Below are 20,608 nucleotides of genomic sequence, written 5' to 3'. Positions count from 1 at the left end.
GATAGTCCTATGTCCTTTCGTATGTTGCGCAAGTGGCTCTACTTGCTGATGAGCTTGGTGATGGTGGTTGCGATCGCAAGCTGCTCCATAGATAACTTCAAAGCCAGAGACATTGAATCATCACGGTTGGTTTATAGCATCCTCAGCGATCCCAAAACCTTTAACTACGCCCTTAACAGCGAACGCCCCAATATTTTTGGAATGACCTACAAAGGACTGATCGCCGAAAACTACGAAACTGGCGAAATTGAACCAGAACTCGCTGAGTCGTGGGAATTTTCCAACAACGGTCTTGCCCTGACCTATACCCTACGGGAAAACCTAAAATGGTCCGACGGCGAACCCCTCACCGTTGACGATGTCATTTTTACCTACAATGACGTTTTTCTAAATGACACCATTCCCACGCAAATTCGCGATGTCCTCCGCATTGGAGAAGAAGGCAAATTGCCCAAGGTGATCAAGCTGAACGAGCGCCAGGTTAAGTTTGAAGTACCTGAACCTTTTGCCCCTTTCTTACGAAACACTGGGGTCAGTATTCTGCCGAAGCACGCCCTGGCCAACTCCATCACCCAAACAGATGCCGAGGGCAACCCATTATTTTTATCCACCTGGGGCACCAGCACAGCGCCCAATGAAATTGTCTGTAATGGACCTTATATGCTCAAGGCCTTTACTCCGGGTGAGCGCGTCGTCTTTGAGCGCAACCCCTACTATTGGCGCACAGATGACCAGGGTCAGCCTCAACCCTATTTGCAGGAAGTCATCTGGCAGGTAGTAGAGTCCCAGGATAGTGAATTCGTACAATTTCGCTCCGGCGGTTTAGATTTAACCGGCGTCAAACCCGATAACTTCTCATTGCTCAAGCGCGAGGAAGAGCGGGGTGATTTCACCATCTATAACGGTGGTCCGGCCCCCAGCAGCCTATTCATATCGTTCAACCTGAATAAAGGCTCCCGCGATGGTAAGCCGTTAGTCGATCCCGTCAAGTCCCGTTGGTTTAATGCCCTAGAATTTCGACAGGCTGTGGCCTACGCCATTGATCGACCGACGATGTTAAACAACATCTATCAGGGGCTGGGTGTTCTGCAAAATTCATCTATTTTTCCCCTAAGTCCTTATTCTGCAAGCCCTGAAGAAGATGGTGTTCGGGCCTATGACTATAACTTGGAAAAAGCTAAAGACCTGCTGCTATCCGCTGGGTTTCAATATGATGCCAACGGTCAACTACAGGATGCCGACGGTAACCAGGTGCGGTTTACCCTGATTACCAATGCTGGCAATAAGGTGCGCGAAGCCATCGGCGCTCAAATTAAACAGGATCTGAGTAAAATTGGCATAACTGTGGACTTTAACCCCGTCAGCTGGGGCTCCTTGGTGGAAAAGCTAGGGGATAGTCTTGATTGGGAATGCCACATGATTAGCTTGGTCGGTGGACTCGAACCCAATGGTGGCTCCAACGTATGGAACCCAGACGGTGGCCTGCATGCATTTAACCAAAAACCACTGCCAGGTCAAGACCCCATTGAAGGTCGTGAAGTGGCCGACTGGGAAGCAAGAATCGGTCAGCTCTATATCAAAGGAGCCCAGGAACTGGATGAAGCCAAACGCCGCGAAATCTATGTGGAAGCTCAGCGTATTGTTCAAGAGCAGCTGCCGTTTATCTACCTGATCAATCAGTACTCCATGGCAGCCATTCGCAACAAGGTCCAAAATGTGAAATACTCTCCCCTGGGAGCATTATGGAATATTTACGAACTGAGCCTAGCTGAACAGTAGTTTGTTACTAAATAGTCTTTTTTAATAAGGAATTGCAACGGAGCCTTAAAGGAATTGGAGGTTCTAAGGCCAGTCATTAAAACGCCAGGCATAATCGGCGTACATTAGACTTTTAATATAAAAGTTGCATTTTTAGATACCGTTTTGAAATTGAGTTAGTACCCTTAAAGACTCCCCATGCATTAGTGAACCGATTGATAGGTTCATCATTTTCCAGCATATTTAGACTGGCGATTGTACGGCAGCGCCTTCTGAACAAACAAATTTCTTGTTTTAATCGACTCGCCGTTCCATCACCGTTGTTATAACTCTACCTATGGACGATATCGCGAAAGCCTATACCGTACTGGAGTTAGAGCCCGGTGCTTCACTCTCAGACGTAAACCAGGCTTACAAAGACCTGGTCTTTATCTGGCATCCTGATCGGATTCCAGCCGATAACACACGGCTACGCGATAAAGCCCAAGACAAACTCAAACGTCTTAATGACGCTCGTAGCCGTCTCAAACAGCATCTGCGTCACGGCACAACAACAGCCTCTAAATCCAACAATAAATACAACCCTGAACGTTACGGCAGCCACCGCTACCGTTCCTATAGCCAAACCCGGTATACCCATCCCTACAGTTCTAGCAACGGCAATGGGTCAACAAACGACACCGCCGCCGCCGGGTATGCCAACCATAGGAGCAATGGCGCTAGCGCAAGAAACGGTGGTCCATCTGCCCAAAATAGCAACCGACCCACGAATGGTTATAGGTCAGCCAGTAGCAACCGACCCACACATAATTCTAATGGCTCTAACTCTAACGGCTTTACAGCGCCCAAGCCGTCTACTACCAATCCAGCTTCATCCAATGGGTATAGCACAGCTGGTGGTTCTACCAACGGCTCCAACAGCTCGGCTAAAAGCCATGACTCCGCTAATGGTGCTGCGACCAATGGCGCTGCCGCGAGCAGTAGCAGCAGCAATGACCGCAGCAGCGCATCTAATAATGGGCGCAGTTCGCCTTACAGTTCGCCTTACAGTTCGGCCTATCGACCTACCAACGACAATAGCTACGCAGATTACATCTACCGAGCCCCTCAACCCACCTATTCGCCGCCTCAAAATTCACCGACCCGCAAGAAACCCGATACCGATTTGGAAGGGTCTGACTTTAAAGGGGCCAATCTTAAGGAAAAAGATTTCTCAGGTAGAAATCTCAGCAAGTCGAATTTAGAAGGGGCTGACCTTAGCGATACGTTTTTACATAAGGTCAACCTTAACCAGGCAAATTTACACAAAGCAAAACTTTTCCGCGCAAACTTACTACAAGCTAACCTCAGTCACGCCAACCTCCGAGAGGCCAACCTGATTGGGGCCGACCTCAGTGGGGCTGACCTCAGTGGGGCTGACCTCAGTGGAGCCATTATCGGCTATGGCGATAAAATCATGGTCAAACTGACAGCCGCCAGGTTAACGGGCACGATTATGCCCAACGGCAACATCCACGAGTAGGTAGATTAGCCCCCTTACCAATCACTAGTTTGGGTCCATCGAGCTTCAATAAACTCCCATATAGCCTCACGATTGTCATAATTAGCAGTCACCTGTAGCCGCTCAAGCAAGGCCTTTTTTTGAACGTGAGTATCATTACCTGGCTCAATGGCAATGAGCGAGTCCACAATCTCCATGGCATTCTGCGTAGACCCAAGCGCCATCAACACATCACTCAGTAACACCAGTGATGGAACGTGACGAGAATTTTGTCGTCTAGCTTTTTGTAGCAATCTTTCCACTGAATGCAGCATGTCTTCACTGTCATGAATGCTGAGACTCACAACTCTGGTCCATCGCTTACGAGCGTCTAAATAAAGGTTATCTGCTGAACGATTGCCCCGATCAAATAGCATCATCATATTCACTCAAATTCCATAATCCTTCACACAGCAGCCAGACTGAAACGCATGCCATAGAAACCTGGGCTCCATGAACAACCAAAGCCCATGGAGATTCCTCGCATAACACAATCGCTATGCTGGGCGGGTTTTCTTGATAAACAGCATCCATAGCAAGAATGCCGTTTATCCCTAAAACATCCACCTACAGCAAACGCTTCAAATCATCTGTCTTATTACCCCAGACTGTCCTTAATTAAGGACAGTTTCCTTTGAGAGAAATCCTTTACCGTTACTATAAATAGGCCAGATGCTAATAGAAACTCGTAAAGCTATGACGTTGTGGCTATCCTGAAAAGTCAGATAGTGCTAGCTTTCTAGGTTTACATCCTCTAAGTTTGTGGCCTCCCACTTCAGAACCGAGGCATTTATACCTTGCTCTTGCTTACGCTTAGAATCTGCTTCAAACCAGGCGATGATCTGGGCTGTGGTCAGCTCGTCTACAGAAATATCCATATCCTTAGCTATAAACGCCAACAGCTTTGCTGTCGAAAGCGTTAATCGAGTGAGAAACTTCTCTGGTGTCGTTAGCAGAGCTTTGTCTACCTCAGCAGATTCTTCGGGCGTTAAAAACTGAAGGGTTTGATCGAACATAAAATTCAAGGTAGTTAATTATCTTGCGCACCAATAATTTAGGGACGTTCCATGGAACGTCCCTAAATTTAAATAAACCCTATTTCTTTTGAATCTTATAGGCGCAGAGGTTCTCACCCCGTACTAGCCAATGTGTACGCTCAACCTGACAATCGGGTAGGGCTACGGCAAACATGGCTAACTCATAACCACAAACCGATGGATAGGACGCTGCCACCTGGGAAATAGCACAGTTATATTCGGCGACGATATAGGTGTTTTCGTCGTCGCCCTGATGTAGCTCCGCCATATAGCCTTCCGCCTGGCGAAGTTCTACCAGTTGTTCTACTCGTTCAGGTAATGATCCAGTACCGATGATTTCAAAGTAGTGTTGAGCCTTGCGCTGCCACTGCTGCTTCAAGATCACGCCCACCTGCTCAGAACCGACGGTGTCGGTCAATGTATCGAGTAGGGAAACTGCAAACTGATCGTACTGAGATGGAAACTGATCACGCCCTTTGGAACTGAGTTGATAGATATAGTTGGGACGTCCCATACCTGACTGCATTGCCTGGTGCTCAACTAGCTCCTCGGCTTGCAAATCTTTAAGGTGACGACGAATGGCTTGGGGGCTCACACTTAAATTTTCAGCTAGAGTCTGCGCTGTCGCTTGACCCGCCTTCATTAAAAACTGGAGTATATCGTCCTTTGTGGATGGCTGCACTGACTTCATGGCCTGAAGTTTCGATCGCAATATTACAGACTGTAAACAGTAAACCTGATCTGATCCCACTTTAGCAACATATATGTTGCTAAAGTCTGCTAACTCTATTACTCTTTAAAAAGAGTTAAGCAACCTATGTGTTGTTTAATTATAGAATCATCTGGTTGTCTCAGCATCCCCATTCACCCATGAGCATAAGTAAGCCGACCCAGGCCACAGAAAAAAACCTTGAGCTGATGCGGAATTTTGCCCAAAGCTATGCCAAACGCACTGGCACTTATTTTTGTGCTGACCTTGGTGTGACTTCCGTAGTGCTTGAGGGTTTGGCAAAGCATAAAGACGATTTTGGCTCTCCCCTGTGTCCCTGTCGCCACTATGAAGATAAGGAAGCCGAAGTCAAGAGCACCTATTGGAATTGTCCTTGTGTTCCCATGCAGGAACGCAGAGAATGCCATTGCATGCTGTTCTTAACGGAAGACAATGACTTCGCTGGTAAGGATCAGGAAATTTCCTTTGATCGTATTCGTACAGAGACGAATAAATATTAGACATTAGACAGCTATTGTGGTCTAAGGCCGATTTCTGTCACCCTGGTCATTCCACTTTAGTCCTGCCATTCCGACCCCGATAAACTTCCACATTTCGTTCAATCGCCCCTCCCAACCTTCTCGGTTAAACCATGAGCACTAGTAGCGTTCAATCCGTTGTTAGCCAACCTTACAAGTACGGATTTGTCACTGACGTAGAATCCGATGTCATCCCCCGTGGATTGAGTGAAGATATTATTCGTTTGATTTCAGAGAAAAAGAACGAGCCGGACTTCATGCTTGAGTTTCGACTCAAGGCCTACCGGCAGTGGCTAAAAATGACAGAGCCTACTTGGCCTAACGTCAATTACAAGCCCATCGACTATCAGGACATCATCTACTATTCAGCCCCCAAGCAAAGTGAAAAGCTGAAAAGTTTGGATGAGGTAGATCCAGAAATTCTGGCTACCTTTGAAAAGCTCGGCCTGCCTCTGTCAGAGCAGAAGCGCTTAACCAATGTGGCAGTTGATGCTGTCTTTGACAGCGTTTCTATCGCAACCACATTTAAAGAAGAACTGGCAGAGCACGGCATTATTTTCTGCTCTATATCTGAAGCTGTACAGGAGTACCCAGATTTAGTTAAGAAGTATTTAGGCAGCGTTGTACCGTCAGCCGATAACTACTTCACAGCCCTAAACTCAGCCGTTTTCAGTGATGGCTCCTTTGTTTACATCCCTGAAAACACTCAGTGTCCAATGGATTTGTCCACCTATTTCCGGATCAATAATGGAGATTCAGGTCAGTTTGAGCGCACACTGGTGATCGCGGACAAGGGCAGTTCCGTCACCTACTTAGAGGGCTGTACCGCCCCCATGTATGACAGCAATCAGCTACATGCGGCTGTGGTTGAGCTAGTTACCTTGGATGATGCCAAGATTAACTACTCCACAGTGCAGAACTGGTTTGCTGGTGATAAAGATGGCAAAGGTGGTATTTACAACTTTGTCACCAAGCGAGGCCTGTGCTCGGGTAAGAATTCTAAAATCTCCTGGACTCAGGTAGAAACCGGTTCAGCAATCACCTGGAAGTACCCCAGCTGTGTACTGGTGGGTGATAATTCTGTCGGTGAATTTTATTCGGTAGCGCTGACTAACAATATGCAGCAAGCCGATACGGGCACGAAGATGATCCATGTGGGTAAAAATACTCGCAGCACGATTATTTCCAAAGGAATCTCTGCGGGAAATTCTAAAAATAGCTATCGCGGTCTTGTCAAGGTAGGCCCCAAAGCTGAGAACGCCCGTAACTATTCTCAGTGTGATTCCATGCTGCTTGGCGATACCTCTAACGCCAATACCTATCCCTATATTCAAGTCCAGAACAACACTGGTCAGGTAGAGCATGAAGCCTCTACTTCGAAAATTGGTGAGGACCAGCTATTCTACTTTGCCCAGCGCGGCATTTCTCCTGAAGATGCGGTTTCTATGATCATCAGTGGCTTCTGCCGCGATGTGTTTAACAAACTACCCATGGAGTTTGCAGCTGAAGCTGATAAGCTACTGGCCCTTAAATTGGAAAATTCTGTTGGCTAACGCCTGAATCTACACCGTCAGACGCACTTTCAATGATTAACTCAGACGCAAAAACAATTCTCTCTGTCAAAGATCTACGAGCCAGCATAGATGGAACTGAAATCCTGACAGGTGTAAACCTTGAAGTGAAAGCTGGTGAGGTCCACGCCATTATGGGTCTCAACGGTTCCGGTAAGAGTACGTTTTCTAAGGTGCTAGCCGGTCACCCCGACTATGAAGTTACTGGTGGCACCATTGAATTTTATGGTAAAGATCTCTCCGCGCTAGAACCCCATGAACGGGCCACAGCAGGTATTTTTCTAGCCTTCCAATATCCCCTGGAGATTCCGGGTGTCAGCAACCGTGAGTTCTTGCGGGTGGCCTACAATGCCCACCGTAAAGCTCGTGGGGAAGACGAGATTGATGTATTCGACTTTGATGATTTAATCGAAGAGAAAACTGAAATCGTCAAGATGGATGTGAGTTTTCTAGACCGTAGCGTTAATGAAGGCTTTTCTGGTGGTGAGAAAAAGCGGAATGAGATTCTGCAGATGGCGCTGCTAGAACCTACGTTGGCCATTCTGGATGAAACCGATTCTGGTTTGGACATTGATGCTTTAAAGACTGTGGCAGAAGGCGTTAACAAGCTGGCCACACCGGACAGTGCCAACTTGGTGATTACTCACTACCAACGGTTGCTTAACTACATCGTGCCGGATTATGTCCATGTGATGTGCGGTGGGCAAATCATCAAAACCGGCAGCAGAGAACTGGCTCTAGCCCTTGAAGCTAAAGGCTATGAATGGCTCTTGGAAGAGCAGGTGGTGGCTTCATGAGTAAAGTAGCTACCGTAACCCAGCGCGATCGCTATCTAGGGGAACTCCTTGAGCAGGCGGCCCTCTCCGCTAAGCAGTCTCCCTTAGGGTTAGATACCTTACGAGCCGCCGCTCGTGCGCTCGTACAGGAACGCACATTTCCATCCAACCGCGATGAAGATTGGCGATTTACCGATCTGTCATCCATGTTGGAAATGTCTTTTCAGGCCCCAGGGGCTTTAAAAGATTCGGTGATTGCTGAGGCTAAACAGCAGTTGGCCAACATCAGCCTGGGGGATACAGCTCGCCTAGTGTTTGTTAATGGCATCTTTGCAGATAGTCTCTCTAACGTCGGTGACGGCACTAGCGTTCTAAGTCAGGCAGAAGCTACACCTGATGCGTTGGCTCAGATACAGGGAAGCAATGAAGTCTTTACGGCTTTGAATACAGCTGGCTTTACCGACGCTGCCGTACTCCACATCAAGAAAAACACAGCCATTGAGCAGCCGATTCAGATTGTTTATCTGACCATTGGTAATGGGTTGTTTGTACAGCCACGGTGTCTCGTAGTTGCGGAAGCAGGTAGCGCTGTCACGCTGGTAGAGGAGTTTCATGGCAGTGGCGCTAGCTTTACCAACAGCGTCAGTGAAGTGTGGGTTCATGATAATGCTGAGGTGACTCATCTGCGGTTACAGCAGGAGTCATCGGAGGCAGTCCACATTGGTAAAACAGCGGTTTCTCAAGCGCGGGATAGTCGTTATCGGAATACGGCATTCATTTTTGGGGCAGGCATTTCTCGCCATAACCTGGAGGTTTATCAAACAGGACCCCAAACTGAAACTGAACTCACTGGGTTAACGGCTGTTCGCGACAAACAATTGGCTGATACCCACAGTCTGATTGCCCTTAGCCACCCCTACGGCACTGCCAATCAGCTACAGAAAAACATTATGGACGATCGGGCCCATGGTGTATTCAATGGCAGGGTGTATGTGCCCCATCAGGCCCAGCTCACCAATGCATCACAGCTGAACCGTAATCTGCTACTGTCATCCAAGTCCCGAATAGACACTAAGCCAGAGCTTGATATTGTCGCTGATAACGTCAAGTGCGCCCACGGTGCAACTGTGAGCCAACTGGCACCGGATGAGATGTTTTATCTGCAAAGTCGGGGCATCAATCGTGACCAGGCCCAGCGGCTATTAATTTACGCCTTTGCAATGGAAATTATTGAGCCGATTACTGTGGCTCCCTTGCGAGAGCGCATGAATCAGTACATTCAGCAATGGACAGTGTAGGCAATGACTTTAACTATGGCTAAACCTCTCGCCGATGAAGTCCGGTCGGATTTTCCGATTTTGGACCAGACGGTGAATGGTAAGCCGCTCATCTACTTTGATAATGCGGCCACGTCACAGAAGCCTAAGGTTGTTCTTAATGCTCTGGTAGATTATTACCACCAGGACAATGCCAATGTTCATCGTGGTGTACACACCCTCAGCGCTCGGGCAACGGCGGCCTATGAAGGTACCCGTGACAAGGTAGCAGCCTTTATAAATGCATCCAGTCGCGATGAGATTGTCTTTACCCGCAATGCCAGTGAAGCTATTAACCTGGTGGCCTATGCCTGGGGCTTGAGTAACCTCAAGGCAGGCGATGAGGTGATTCTGTCGGTGATGGAGCATCACAGCAATCTGGTGCCCTGGCAGCTGGTGGCTGAACGGACGGGCGCTGTGCTCAAGCATGTACAGCTGACGGATACTCAAGAGTTCGATTTTGAGCATTTCAAAGGGCTGCTTTGCGATCGCACCCGCCTAGTGGCCATTAACCACATCTCCAACACCCTTGGCTGTATTAACCCAGTTGAAGACGTCATCAAGCTAGCCCATGGCCAAGGTGCCAAGGTACTGATCGACGCCTGCCAAAGCGTGCCCCACATGCCAGTAGATGTGCAATCCCTTGACTGTGACTGGCTAGTCGCCTCAGGTCACAAAATGTGTGGTCCCACGGGTGCCGGTTTCCTCTACGGCAAACTAGATATTCTCAATGCAATGCCCCCCTTCCTGGGCGGTGGTGAAATGATTCAGGATGTTTACCTGGATCATTCCACCTATGCTGAACTGCCCCACAAATTTGAAGCAGGTACGCCAGCCATTGCTGAGGTGATCATGTTAGGGGCAGCGGTCGACTACCTCACAGGCATTGGCATGGATCGCATTGCCCAATATGAGCATGAGCTGACACGGTACCTCTACGAACGTTTAGCCGATGTGCCTAAGATCAAACTCTATGGCCCTAAACCCAAAGCTGATGGCAGTGGACGGGCTGCGATCGCAACATTTACCGTTGAGAATCTCCACGCCCAAGATTTATCGACATTCCTGGATCAAACTGGAATTGCCATTCGCTCTGGGCATCACTGCACCCAGCCACTACACCGCTTTCTAGGCAACGACTCCACTGCTCGGGCCAGCCTGTATTTCTACAATACCTACGATGAAATCGACAGCTTTGTCACTGCCCTCAAAGACACAATTGAGTTCTTTGGCAATATTTTTGACTAACCTGGAGAATCTGGTTTAAGGAGAGCTGAGCTAGCGGATTGAGACTGAACTGACATGAAGAGTAGTGTCTAACTATAGTTAAAACACCGCCCATTTGAGGCACCCTTATTGAAGTAAGTCTGATGTGGAACTCCGGTTGAATGTAACCCAATCGGAGTTTCACATCAGCTTGATCCATTCTTCATCAGTTGGGATGTCGCTTGCGCCTGAGCAATCTAATCAGCCATTGGTCACGCCTGTTTTTTTAGACAGTCATTCACCTCACCATGCCTTATCACAAGCACTTTTAGAGCTAAGCCAATGTACAGCAATCTACAGCGGTGATGTAGAGGCCGCTACCGCCGCTGTCACATATTCCATTGTTAAAAATCTAGGTACAACCAACTGTCAGGTTTGGTTATACACCGAGGACCGTAACCTATTTCAATTAGTGGCTGATTACGGTCCCCATGCTGCCAATACCCCGCTAAACCAGCTGCATGTAGACAACCATATCGACTATTTTCATTGCTTAACCCAGCAAGATTGGCTTGTCCTCAATACGGGTGACGCCACTACTAATCAGTTAGGCAAACAGCCAGGTAAACAGCCAGGTAAACAGTTAGGGCAACCATCATCAACAGATGACAAAGACGCTCCCCTATTACTGTTTCCCCCCTATTTATCGGGTCAAGAGCAGACCATTACCGCCTTAATTGAAATTCCCATTTACCATCAAACCCAAATAATTGGCGTCCTCTGCTGTAATCAGCAAGAATCTCCCAGGGTCTGGCAGGCAGCCGATAAGCATTTCATGATTACAGCCGCTGGTCTCATTGCTCTAGCTATTAGCCATGCCAGCGAACAAAAAAAACAAAAAATTTTAAGCAAACAAAAACGTCAACTCAAGCTCGAAATGATTGAGCGGCAGCAGGCTGAACAAGCCTGGCATGAGAGTCAGCACTTTATTCAAGGCATCCTGAATGCCAGTACTAATATTCTGTATGTAAACGATTTTGCCAGTGGTGAAAACTACTACATTAACGGTTACATGAAGAATATTCTGGGGTATTCTCCTGAAGAAATTCAAAAATTTGGAGCCCAGTTTTTAGAAAGACTGGCCCATGCTGAAACTATCCAAGCCATTCACCAAACCCGCAAGCGTCTGGCAAAGTCAACCCGGGGTGAGATTGTGGAGAATGAATATCGCTTTCGCCATAAACAAGGCGATTGGTTGTGGATGTTATGCCGAGAAACTATTTTTCAATGGAATTCAGACGGTACGCCACAACAGTTGCTAGGAACAGCCACGGACATTACAGCCCATAAGGAAAATGCCCAGGCACTGCAACAGCAGAACCAGGCACTGACAGCCCTGGCACGGGTAGATGGCCTCACTCAAATCGCCAATCGTCGGGCTTTTGATGAATTTCTCGACAAGGCATGGAAAGCTCGTAACAACACCCCCCTAACGCTGATTCTTTGCGATATCGATTATTTCAAACTCTACAACGACACCTATGGTCACCAGGCGGGAGATGCCTGTCTCCAAGAGGTGGCTCAAGCACTCAAAACGGCTGTCAAGCGCGAACCTGACTTTGTCGCTCGCTATGGTGGAGAGGAATTTGCGGTCGTGCTACCCAATACAATTGGGAAAGGGGCACAACACGTGGCAGAGACAATTCGAGCGGCTGTCCATGCACTGCACATTGAACATCATCTTTCAGACGTTAGCCCATGGCTGACGGTCAGTCTAGGCATTGGCAGTGTGACATCCACCGACCAAGGCACTTACGAAGCAATCATTGCCGCCGCCGATCAGGGGCTTTATCAAGCAAAATCCAACGGTCGCAATCAATTTGCCATTGGACATGTGGAGATATCCCAGCAACAATGATTTGGCACCATTGATTGCACACCAAAGATGAAAACCAATGCGGCTCGTCTTCTAGACGCTTTGGACATTGACTATGGGATCCTGACCTACCCGGTAGATCCCAATAATTTAGTGGCTGGCGCTACAGCCGACAAACTAGGCCTGCCCCATGATCAAGTATTTAAGACTCTAGTCATTCGTGGCGATCGCAACGGTATTTGCTTGGCTGTGCTGGCTGCCAATGCCCAACTCAACCTCAAAGCCTTAGCTAAACTCACCAAAGACCGGAAAGTACTGCCGGTTCCCCTCAAAGAAGTGCAGCCTCTAACCGGCTATATCCGAGGCGGCGTTACTGCCCTTGCCTGCAAAAAGCAATATCCCACCTACATAGACGAATGGATTGAGGCCCACGACCACATTGCCGTATCCGCAGGTATGCGTGGGGCCATGCTATGGCTAACTCCCCAGGATTACATCAAGGCAACCCAGGCCACCGTGGGAGCTATAACCATGTAGGTATGTAGGCAGCAACGCGTTCCCTACACCAGGAATAAATCGCCCCTAACGGTCAAGCAACATATAACCGTGTCCTTGAATAGTCATAATTCGCACCGTGCTATTACCTAGCTTTGTTCTCAGGCGCGAAATGTGAACATCTAGGGCCTTAGTATTCAAATCAGCATCCGCAGTATATCCCCATACCTGTTGCAAAATATTCTCTCGCGTCAAAATTTGACCTGGAGTTTGAACCAAAAAATATAGAATATGAAACTCTATTTCAGTCAGCCGAATATATGCATTTTGCCCATAGACTTTTCGAGTTTGGGGATAGAGAACAAGATCACCGACAGAAACCACAGTCGTATCAACACTTCGGTTCGCTAATTTACCACGAACATCTGGAGATACTCGCCTAAGTATCGATCGAATGCGCGCAATCAGCTCTCGACTCGAAAATGGCTTAACAATGTAGTCATTAGCCCCCAGATCTAAGCCAGTCACTCGATCTGCTGGACTCCCTAAGACAGTGGCCATAATGATCGGCACATCCGATTCTTGCCGAATCAGCTGACACACCTGCAAGCCATCTAACTTAGGCATCAGCACATCCAAGACAACAAGGTCAACCACATTAGCCCTAAATTGAGCCATGGTTTCCTCGCCATCTGAGGCCAGAATCACATCAAATCCAGCCTTAATGAGATTTCGCTGTAAAGCATTGCGGATGTGAACCTCATCCTCAGCAATTAGGATGACAGCCTTAAAGTTACCCACCTGATATAACCTCAATACACAGCCCCGCAAAATGAGCGCCACAGGGCGTTAATTTTGCTCATTCGGAGCATCGTGGAGGATAAATCGGCAAAAGCGATTTGGGCACTCGTAGATAGCTAGATAAACACTGAATAACTAGCCAAATAACTAACCTATGAGTAAGGAAATAACACTTACTCATACGCCATAGTACCGAAGAAAAAAATTTCCTCAAAGAGGAACTAAAAGTGACTTAATTACTTGTTTGCTGCATCCAAGTCCCCTTAATCTTGCTAAATCTGCCTATATTGATGAAGTCTTACTAGTTAGCTACTTTAGCATTTGAAAGGTCTGATTAAATCCTAATCCCTCACTAATGAGAGAGGCCCTTAACAATTCGATACATTTTTAAACTAATGTGTCGCTCAATCGACGTTCGCCATGCACTGAAGTCTAATACTTTTAGCGAGTTTCATGCGAGGTTATAAATCGGTCGCCTTGTTCTCTATATGTTTGGCAAGTTAAAATAAAGGTTTAAATGATTAGTTAAAGGGCTAGTAATTGTTATTGTTTTGAGTTTTTTAACCTTGAAAGGCCCGTTGATTGCTCCCTTAATTTTGCCCACAGAGTCATATTGATGAAAGTCTTTAGATACATTATTGCTCAGTGAGTTATAGGGATATTTGTCACCATTTTTTTGATGTACTACTTTCTAGTAAACTGATTTCTCGATAAACATTTCCATGCAGATATGGACCAGGGTAATACCTAACTCATATCAGGTTTATAACTATTGATTAAAACACCCCATTAATACACTAGATAATCTATGCAATGATGTCTTAGCTATCCAAGAAGCTAAGACTTTTGTGGATGTCTAACTTTTACATATGTTTTAATAACAGGTAGCTAGTAGGTATGACATGGCTACTAGCTGAAAGCGACTTGGATTTAGGAGGCTAGGTCGACTTTTGATAAGTAACGGATTCGAAGGCAATCCATTGCAGTCTGAAACGATTGATTCAGACCGGTTCAACGTGGCTTTTGCAGGTTCCCATACTGCCCGCAGTTATCAAACCCTGATGCAAAAGATTTTATTCACGACTCTCCAAGGGGGTACTTTTGAAGAGTTGATTCACTGGTTACCGACAGCCATCGCCGAGAACTTCAAGCTGAAGGGTTGCCAAATAGAACTAGTGGATGAGAACCAACGCACTGCCACCTTGGTTGGCAATGTGGGTACTGGTTGGTCAATTCCACTTAACCATTCCCGTAACCTCGACAAAGTTTGGGAATTTTATAAGCCTTCCAAACTGGGTAAGTCCTTGCTGCTGAACACTCAACAACTAGGCATAGAAAATGGTGCAACAACGTCTTTACCTTGGCTAGGCTGTCCAATGTTACATCAAACAACTTTGCTGGGTAGTGTTTGGGCAATCCGCCGTAAGGGTGAAACCTTTGATGAGACTGAAATCAAGGAGTTACAACAGATTGTTGATTGTCTTGCGATCGCATTGCACCAAGCCCAACTGACCCAGACAGTTAACATCCAGAAAACAGAAATTCATCAATTACGCCAAGCCAAGGATGAATTTCTACAGCTCATCTCCCACGAACTATTTGTTCCCCTAGGGAATATCCAACTCTCCACCCAAACCTTAGAAAGAATCTTCAAAGACGTCTCATGGCGAAAGGTGCCCCAGCGCAGCACTGTACTAAAAGTGTTGAGCTTACTTAGCCAAGAATGTCGCAGACAAAAACAGTTTGTCGACAATCTCATCACCCTGATGTTTCCTGAACATCAGAAAACATCAGAACCCATGTTGATGAACCTCAGCGATTGGCTACCCTCACTGTTGCGCACATTCGAGACTAGATTAGAGCAAGAAGAGTTAACCCTAAAAACCAACATTCCTGCTGAACCTCTGTTAGTGGAATGCGACATCACTCAGCTAGAACGTACCATCACCGAGTTAGTGACCAACGCAATCAAGTATACGCCTCCTAAAAAAACCATCAAAATCGCAGTCCAGGCAACGGATAAAGCAGTGGAAATTGCGATCGCAAACACAGGCGTACAGATTCCAGCCAATCATCAACCCCACATTTTCGAGAGGTTTTATCGAGTACCTGAACTGGACCAGCAGAACTATGGCGGTAGCGGTCTGGGTCTGGCTTTAGTCAAGCAGTTGGTGAGCAATTTGGGTGGAAACATTGGGTTTAAGAGCACCAAGCAAAAGACAACATTTACCGTGCAACTACCGAGGTAGAAGCATACCCGAATCAGAGGAGGATGGGCAGTGCCTACCCTCTTCTAAAATTTTTCGCCCCAATGCAGCAACCCTTTACCCTAATACACTAGACTGTGTTGATGTTGTGAAAACCTGCTGAATTATGCGCCTGTCCCAGATGCTGTTTGTCACGCTGCGTGAGGATCCTGCTGAAGCAGAGATTCCCAGCCACAAGCTAATGCTACGGGCGGGTTATATCCGACGAATTTCCAGCGGTGTATTTGCCTATTTGCCGCTGATGCTGCGGGTTCTAAATAAGGTATCGGCCATTGTGCGCGACGAAATGAATGGGACTGGAGCCCAAGAGTGTTTGCTGCCTCAGCTACAGCCTGCGGAACTGTGGCAAGAGTCCGGGCGGTGGGACACCTACACCAAGGCAGAAGGCATTATGTTTGCCCTGACGGATCGTCGCCAGCAGGAAGTGGCCCTGGGGCCTACCCACGAGGAAGTCATCACCATGGTGGCGCGGGATATGGTGCGCTCTTATCGGCAACTGCCCACCCATTTATATCAAATACAAACCAAATTTCGCGATGAAATTCGGCCTCGTTTTGGCCTGATGCGGGGGCGCGAATTCATTATGAAAGACGGCTATTCATTCCATGCGGATATGGATAGCCTCAAGGCCACCTATGGGGATATGTACCAGGCCTACAGCAATATTTTGAGTCGCTGTGGACTTAAGTTTCGCGCTGTGGAAGCGGACTCTGGTGCCATTGGTGGTTCGGGATCCCATGAGTTTATGGTATTGGCTGAGGCTGGCGAAGATGAGGTGCTGTACACCGAGGATGGCAAATACGCGGCCAACGTAGAAAAGGCAGTGTCTGTACCCGCTGATGCAGTTCCTTCAGAATTTAGCGAATACAAAAAACTAGAGACACCTAACACGTCCACCATTGAGACCATGGCGAAGTTTCTAGACTGCTCACCCACCCAGATCGTCAAAAACGTTCTGTACCAGGCGGTCTATGACAATGGCAAAACGGTACTGGTGTTGATCAATATCCGGGGAGACCAGGACGTCAACGATACTAAGTTGCAAAATGCCCTGACTAATCTAGCGGCAGATTATGATGCGTCTACTCTATTGTCCTTAGAAGTGCCCGACCCCGAGGCCCAAGCCAAATGGGCGGCCAAGCCGTTACCCCTGGGCTACATTGCCCCCGATATTTCCGATGACTACATTCAAACGCTGGACAATGTAGCGCCCAAGTTTCTGCGGCTGGTGGATGAAACGGCTGTAGACCTCAAGAATTTTGCCACTGGGGCCAATGAGAAGGGCTACCACGTGGTCGGTGCTAACTGGGGTGACCAGTTCACCTTGCCCGAGATCGTGATAGATATCCGCAAGGCCAATGCCGGTGATCGCGCTGTCCACGACCCTAGCCAAACCATTCAAACTGCACGGGGCATCGAAATCGGCCACATTTTCCAGCTGGGCACCAAATATTCTACTGCCATGGGCGCAACGTACACCGATGAAGGTGGTAAGTCTCAGCCATTGGTCATGGGTTGCTACGGCATCGGCGTATCCCGTCTGGCCCAGGCTGCGGTGGAGCAGTCCTATGACAAGAATGGCATTATTTGGCCAGTTGCGATCGCACCTTACCAGGCCGTCGTTGTCGTGCCCAACATCAACGATACTGACCAGATGGCCGCCGCTGAGAAGCTTTACGAAGAGCTAAATGCAGCCGGTGTAGAAACGTTGCTAGATGACCGTAAAGAACGGGCCGGTGTGAAGTTCAAAGATTCTGAGCTCATCGGTATTCCTTTCCGGGTAGTGACCGGGCGCTCATTGAAAGAGGGTAAGGTAGAAGCGGTCAAGCGGGCTGATGGCGAATCGGTTGAGCTGGCCGTAGACGAGGTGGTCAGCACCATCAAGCAATGGGTTGATGATGCCATTGGGTGATTCCCTCACCCTGGGATACCCCTACAGTTTTGATGGCAATTATTTTTGTAGGCCATGGAATTTATTTCAATCCTGCTTTCTAGCCTGATCTTTATCGGTTCGCCCATTGGCTTGGGCCTGGATACCCTGGCCGAAAATGCGCTGCGGGCTCGGCTCAATGGCGTGGAAGATATTCAGGTACGGGTGGATAATGGGTCGAATTTGAACTTGCTGAAGGGTAAGATCGACCGGCTACAGGTGGGTGTGCGGGGCATGTATCCGGTGGAAGGGTTTCGGGTTGCGATCGCAGACCTGGACACTGACCCCATTGATCTAGATTTCAATAAACTCAGACGTGGCAAGGTAGTCCTGGATGAACCGTTAAATGGCGCACTTCATTTGGTAATTACACCAGAAGATCTCAACGAGTATCTGCTGTCACCAGAGTTTACAGAACGACTTAACAACATCGAAATCAACTTAGGAAATGCGGCCCAGTCCCGTGAAGCCAGCCGCTATCAGTTTAGTAATCCTAAGGCCACTTTCTTACCCGACAACCGCCTGCTGCTAGAGCTGGATCTCTCTGAGCCGAGCCTGGGAGAAGGATTAAAAATCAAGGCTCAGACTGGCTTTACCATTGAAAATGGTCATCGCTTGATTTTGATAGACCCGGAAATGTCGGTCAATGACAGCGAAGCACCAGAACAGTTGCTGGAAGCATTCACCAAGAATTTGGGTGATCGCCTGAGCCTACGTCGCCTGGAAGAGTCCGGCATTACTATGCGGATCTTGGACGCATCGATTCAGCCCGAGCAATTTGATCTGGTGATGTGGGTTAGCATTGACCCAAGTTTTACACAGTAGGCGTTACGGTCGGCAAGGACAATCTCCTATGCCATCAACCCAAATTTTGAAGTAACCACCCCCGAATCACAGTTGCCGATTTTTCGATTACCAAGCTATAGTTCAATTATTCGGAACTTTCGAACCATTGAATAAGGAAAGTTTTTTATGGTTACCGCCACAGCTGACCCAGCATTAGCCGCGCTTTTTCAACCTCTGCAACTGGGCGCGATCGCAATTTCCAACCGCATTATCATGGCTCCGTTAACCCGCGCCCGGTCTGGGGTGTCTCGCATCCCCAACGACCTGATGCTGGAGTATTACAACCAACGAGCCAGTGCCGGTCTGATTATTTCTGAAGCCACGCAAATTTCTGAGCAGGCAGCTGGCTGGCAACAATCCCCCGGCATTTACACTGCTGAACAGATCGCCAGTTGGCAAAAGATTACCGAGACTGTCCATCAGCGAGGTGGCAAGATTGTTCTACAGCTGTGGCATACCGGGCGGGCGTCTCACCCTGACTTTCAACCCAATGGTGAGTTACCGGTATCTGCCTCGGCCATTGCCCTGCAAGGAGAGATTCATACGCCCCTTGGCAAAAAGCCCTATGTCGCTCCCCGCTCTCTGACGTTAGAAGAGATTCCAGGTGTCGTTGAGCAGTATGTCACAGCCACTCTCAATGCCAAAGCAGCCGGATTTGACGGTGTAGAAATCCATGCAGCCAATGGTTATCTGATCGATCAATTCTTACGAGATGGCTCTAATCAGCGTACTGATAGGTATGGCGGTAGTGTGGAAAATCGGGCTCGGTTTTTGCTAGAGATTACAGAGGCGGTGGTGAAGGCATGGAGTTGCGATCGCGTCGGTGTGCGATTATCGCCCTATGTCGCCTTCAACGGCATGAAAGACAGCAATCCTCTGGCTACGTTTACCTATGTGGCAACAGCTTTGAACCGATTTAATCTAGCTTATCTCCATGTCATAGAAGCCTTACCAGGTCATTTTATGGCAGCCGCAGACGGCGTTGAGCGAGTCACCCCCCATCTGCGTCAGGCCTTTAAGGGGCCCATCCTTCTGAATGGAGGCTATGGCGCAGAAACGGGAACAGCGGCCCTTCAGAATAATGAAGCAGACGCCATTGCCTACGGTATTCCCTTTATTGCTAACCCTGATTTGGTCGAGCGTTTTAAGCAAGGTGCGCCTCTAAATGAAGCAGATTCAGCTACGTTTTATACCCACGATCGCAGGGGCTATGTGGACTATCCAGCGTTGGCGGCTTAACGGAAGACCAATAATATTAAATCCTGGTTGATAATCTTCGGTATCGCGGGGCTGGCACAAGGCACAGCCCCTACGAGATTATCCATTTTGAATCAGATACTGAATCGGATTTGGTGGAGTTAATGGCTATAGTGATCGTTCATTAGGGTCATCACTGAATGCTAGTGAACCCTGATAATCGACCTCACCGTAACCCACACCAAACCTGCATATTTGCTACGAACGATCACCTTGTCGGGGGGTGTGGGGGAGTTTAGGCCCCCACGAATGGAGGGTTTCAGGGAGGAAAGCCCTGAGCAACCCCCATCCCTATTTACCAGTTTTGATAGCTATATTTCTTGAATGCTCTAGAGAGAACGATAAACTCATTCTTCACAAGCCCTGAGGCTATATCCCCCACTAACGATAAGTTCGCACCTTCTTATACGGATCTTGCTTCTGAATCCAGCCCAAAAATTTCTCCATTTTCGGATGGGACCTCAATCGGTCCACCGTATTTAAATCTTGGGCTAATTCTTTATTGGTAAACAGAGTGTGAATTTGCTTATGGCAGGGGGCACAAATATCTGTCGTTGGTCCTGGGTCTTGCTTTTTTCGCTTAGTCTGCTGACGGGGTACAAGGTGATGCTCCGTTAGTTTGGGGCAATCACGCTGGCAAAGTTCACACTGAGACATGGAAGAAAACAAGCAGAACTATCCTCC

General features: G+C 47.9%; 18 protein-coding genes. 13 read left to right on the top strand and 5 right to left on the bottom strand.

All coding sequences use genetic code 11. The annotated features are described in order from the left end of the window. Positions 1 to 9: 9 nt before the first annotated feature. On the top strand, positions 10 to 1,779 hold the full coding sequence (locus QGP82_RS28325; RefSeq protein WP_163699307.1) for an ABC transporter substrate-binding protein: 1,770 nt from the start codon (positions 10 to 12) through the stop codon (positions 1,777 to 1,779). Positions 1,780 to 2,095: 316 nt separating this feature from the next. After that, positions 2,096 to 3,280 (top strand): pentapeptide repeat-containing protein, encoded by a 1,185-nt coding sequence (locus tag QGP82_RS28320; RefSeq protein WP_499061695.1) that lies wholly within the window; start codon positions 2,096 to 2,098, stop codon positions 3,278 to 3,280. 14 nt (positions 3,281 to 3,294) lie between these two features. Here QGP82_RS28320 and QGP82_RS28315 read toward each other — a convergent pair whose 3' ends face one another. The 3 genes from QGP82_RS28315 to sufR all read right to left on the bottom strand — a co-directional run bounded on the left by QGP82_RS28315 (position 3,295) and on the right by sufR (position 5,026). After that, positions 3,295 to 3,681, bottom strand: a complete 387-nt coding sequence (locus tag QGP82_RS28315) for a tetratricopeptide repeat protein (RefSeq protein ID WP_163670315.1) — start codon at positions 3,679 to 3,681, stop codon at positions 3,295 to 3,297. 348 nt (positions 3,682 to 4,029) lie between these two features. Beyond that, positions 4,030 to 4,314 carry an NDH complex assembly factor CRR9 gene (locus tag QGP82_RS28310; RefSeq protein WP_499061694.1) on the bottom strand — a complete coding sequence of 95 codons (285 nt, stop codon included), beginning with the start codon at positions 4,312 to 4,314 and terminating at the stop codon, positions 4,030 to 4,032. Positions 4,315 to 4,393: 79 nt separating this feature from the next. Continuing rightward, positions 4,394 to 5,026, bottom strand: a complete 633-nt coding sequence (sufR, locus tag QGP82_RS28305; protein WP_006515512.1) for an iron-sulfur cluster biosynthesis transcriptional regulator SufR — start codon at positions 5,024 to 5,026, stop codon at positions 4,394 to 4,396. A gap of 179 nt (positions 5,027 to 5,205) precedes the next feature. Here sufR and QGP82_RS28300 point away from each other — a divergent pair, with 179 nt between their 5' ends. The 7 genes from QGP82_RS28300 to ybaK all read left to right on the top strand — a co-directional run bounded on the left by QGP82_RS28300 (position 5,206) and on the right by ybaK (position 12,865). Continuing rightward, complete coding sequence (locus tag QGP82_RS28300; protein WP_163670311.1) at positions 5,206 to 5,565, top strand: ferredoxin-thioredoxin reductase catalytic domain-containing protein; 360 nt, start codon at positions 5,206 to 5,208, stop codon at positions 5,563 to 5,565. Between the two features lie 131 nt (positions 5,566 to 5,696). After that, entirely contained in the window at positions 5,697 to 7,136 is a 1,440-nt protein-coding gene (sufB, locus tag QGP82_RS28295; protein ID WP_163670309.1) for a Fe-S cluster assembly protein SufB, read from the top strand. Between the two features lie 32 nt (positions 7,137 to 7,168). Beyond that, entirely contained in the window at positions 7,169 to 7,951 is a 783-nt protein-coding gene (gene sufC, locus QGP82_RS28290; RefSeq protein ID WP_499061693.1) for a Fe-S cluster assembly ATPase SufC, read from the top strand. Beyond that, positions 7,948 to 9,228 carry a Fe-S cluster assembly protein SufD gene (gene sufD, locus QGP82_RS28285; protein ID WP_499061692.1) on the top strand — a complete coding sequence of 427 codons (1,281 nt, stop codon included), beginning with the start codon at positions 7,948 to 7,950 and terminating at the stop codon, positions 9,226 to 9,228. Before sufC ends, sufD begins: the two co-directional genes overlap by 4 nt. Before the next feature lie 3 nt (positions 9,229 to 9,231). Beyond that, entirely contained in the window at positions 9,232 to 10,494 is a 1,263-nt protein-coding gene (locus QGP82_RS28280; RefSeq protein ID WP_163670303.1) for a SufS family cysteine desulfurase, read from the top strand. Between the two features lie 193 nt (positions 10,495 to 10,687). Further along, a complete protein-coding gene (locus tag QGP82_RS28275; RefSeq protein WP_163670301.1) occupies positions 10,688 to 12,370 on the top strand; it encodes a diguanylate cyclase domain-containing protein in 1,683 nt (560 codons plus the stop codon). Between the two features lie 27 nt (positions 12,371 to 12,397). Further along, positions 12,398 to 12,865, top strand: a complete 468-nt coding sequence (ybaK, locus tag QGP82_RS28270) for a Cys-tRNA(Pro) deacylase (protein WP_499061691.1) — start codon at positions 12,398 to 12,400, stop codon at positions 12,863 to 12,865. Between the two features lie 45 nt (positions 12,866 to 12,910). On the opposite strand, the gene QGP82_RS28265 is transcribed toward ybaK, so the two are convergent. Beyond that, on the bottom strand, positions 12,911 to 13,666 hold the full coding sequence (locus QGP82_RS28265; protein ID WP_499061690.1) for a response regulator: 756 nt from the start codon (positions 13,664 to 13,666) through the stop codon (positions 12,911 to 12,913). A 908-nt stretch (positions 13,667 to 14,574) separates the two neighbouring features. Here QGP82_RS28265 and QGP82_RS28260 point away from each other — a divergent pair. From QGP82_RS28260 to QGP82_RS28245, 4 genes are all read left to right on the top strand, one after another. Continuing rightward, positions 14,575 to 15,873, top strand: a complete 1,299-nt coding sequence (locus QGP82_RS28260) for a GAF domain-containing sensor histidine kinase (RefSeq protein ID WP_499061689.1) — start codon at positions 14,575 to 14,577, stop codon at positions 15,871 to 15,873. 124 nt (positions 15,874 to 15,997) lie between these two features. Beyond that, positions 15,998 to 17,803: a proline--tRNA ligase gene (gene proS, locus QGP82_RS28255; RefSeq protein WP_499061688.1), complete on the top strand. Its 1,806-nt coding sequence runs from the start codon at positions 15,998 to 16,000 to the stop codon at positions 17,801 to 17,803. 54 nt (positions 17,804 to 17,857) lie between these two features. After that, positions 17,858 to 18,646 (top strand): LmeA family phospholipid-binding protein, encoded by a 789-nt coding sequence (locus tag QGP82_RS28250; RefSeq protein WP_499061687.1) that lies wholly within the window; start codon positions 17,858 to 17,860, stop codon positions 18,644 to 18,646. Between the two features lie 147 nt (positions 18,647 to 18,793). Next, complete coding sequence (locus QGP82_RS28245; protein ID WP_499061686.1) at positions 18,794 to 19,906, top strand: alkene reductase; 1,113 nt, start codon at positions 18,794 to 18,796, stop codon at positions 19,904 to 19,906. A 399-nt stretch (positions 19,907 to 20,305) separates the two neighbouring features. Here the strand turns inward: QGP82_RS28245 and QGP82_RS28240 are convergent, their stop codons facing one another. Beyond that, positions 20,306 to 20,581, bottom strand: a complete 276-nt coding sequence (locus QGP82_RS28240; RefSeq protein WP_499061685.1) for an HNH endonuclease — start codon at positions 20,579 to 20,581, stop codon at positions 20,306 to 20,308. Positions 20,582 to 20,608 lie beyond the last annotated feature (27 nt).

The sequence above is a fragment of the Leptothoe sp. LEGE 181152 genome (assembly GCF_032906605.1).
Taxonomy (GTDB): domain Bacteria; phylum Cyanobacteriota; class Cyanobacteriia; order Phormidesmidales; family Phormidesmidaceae; genus Leptothoe; species Leptothoe turfae.
This window is presented reverse-complemented; position numbering and strand designations above follow the sequence as displayed.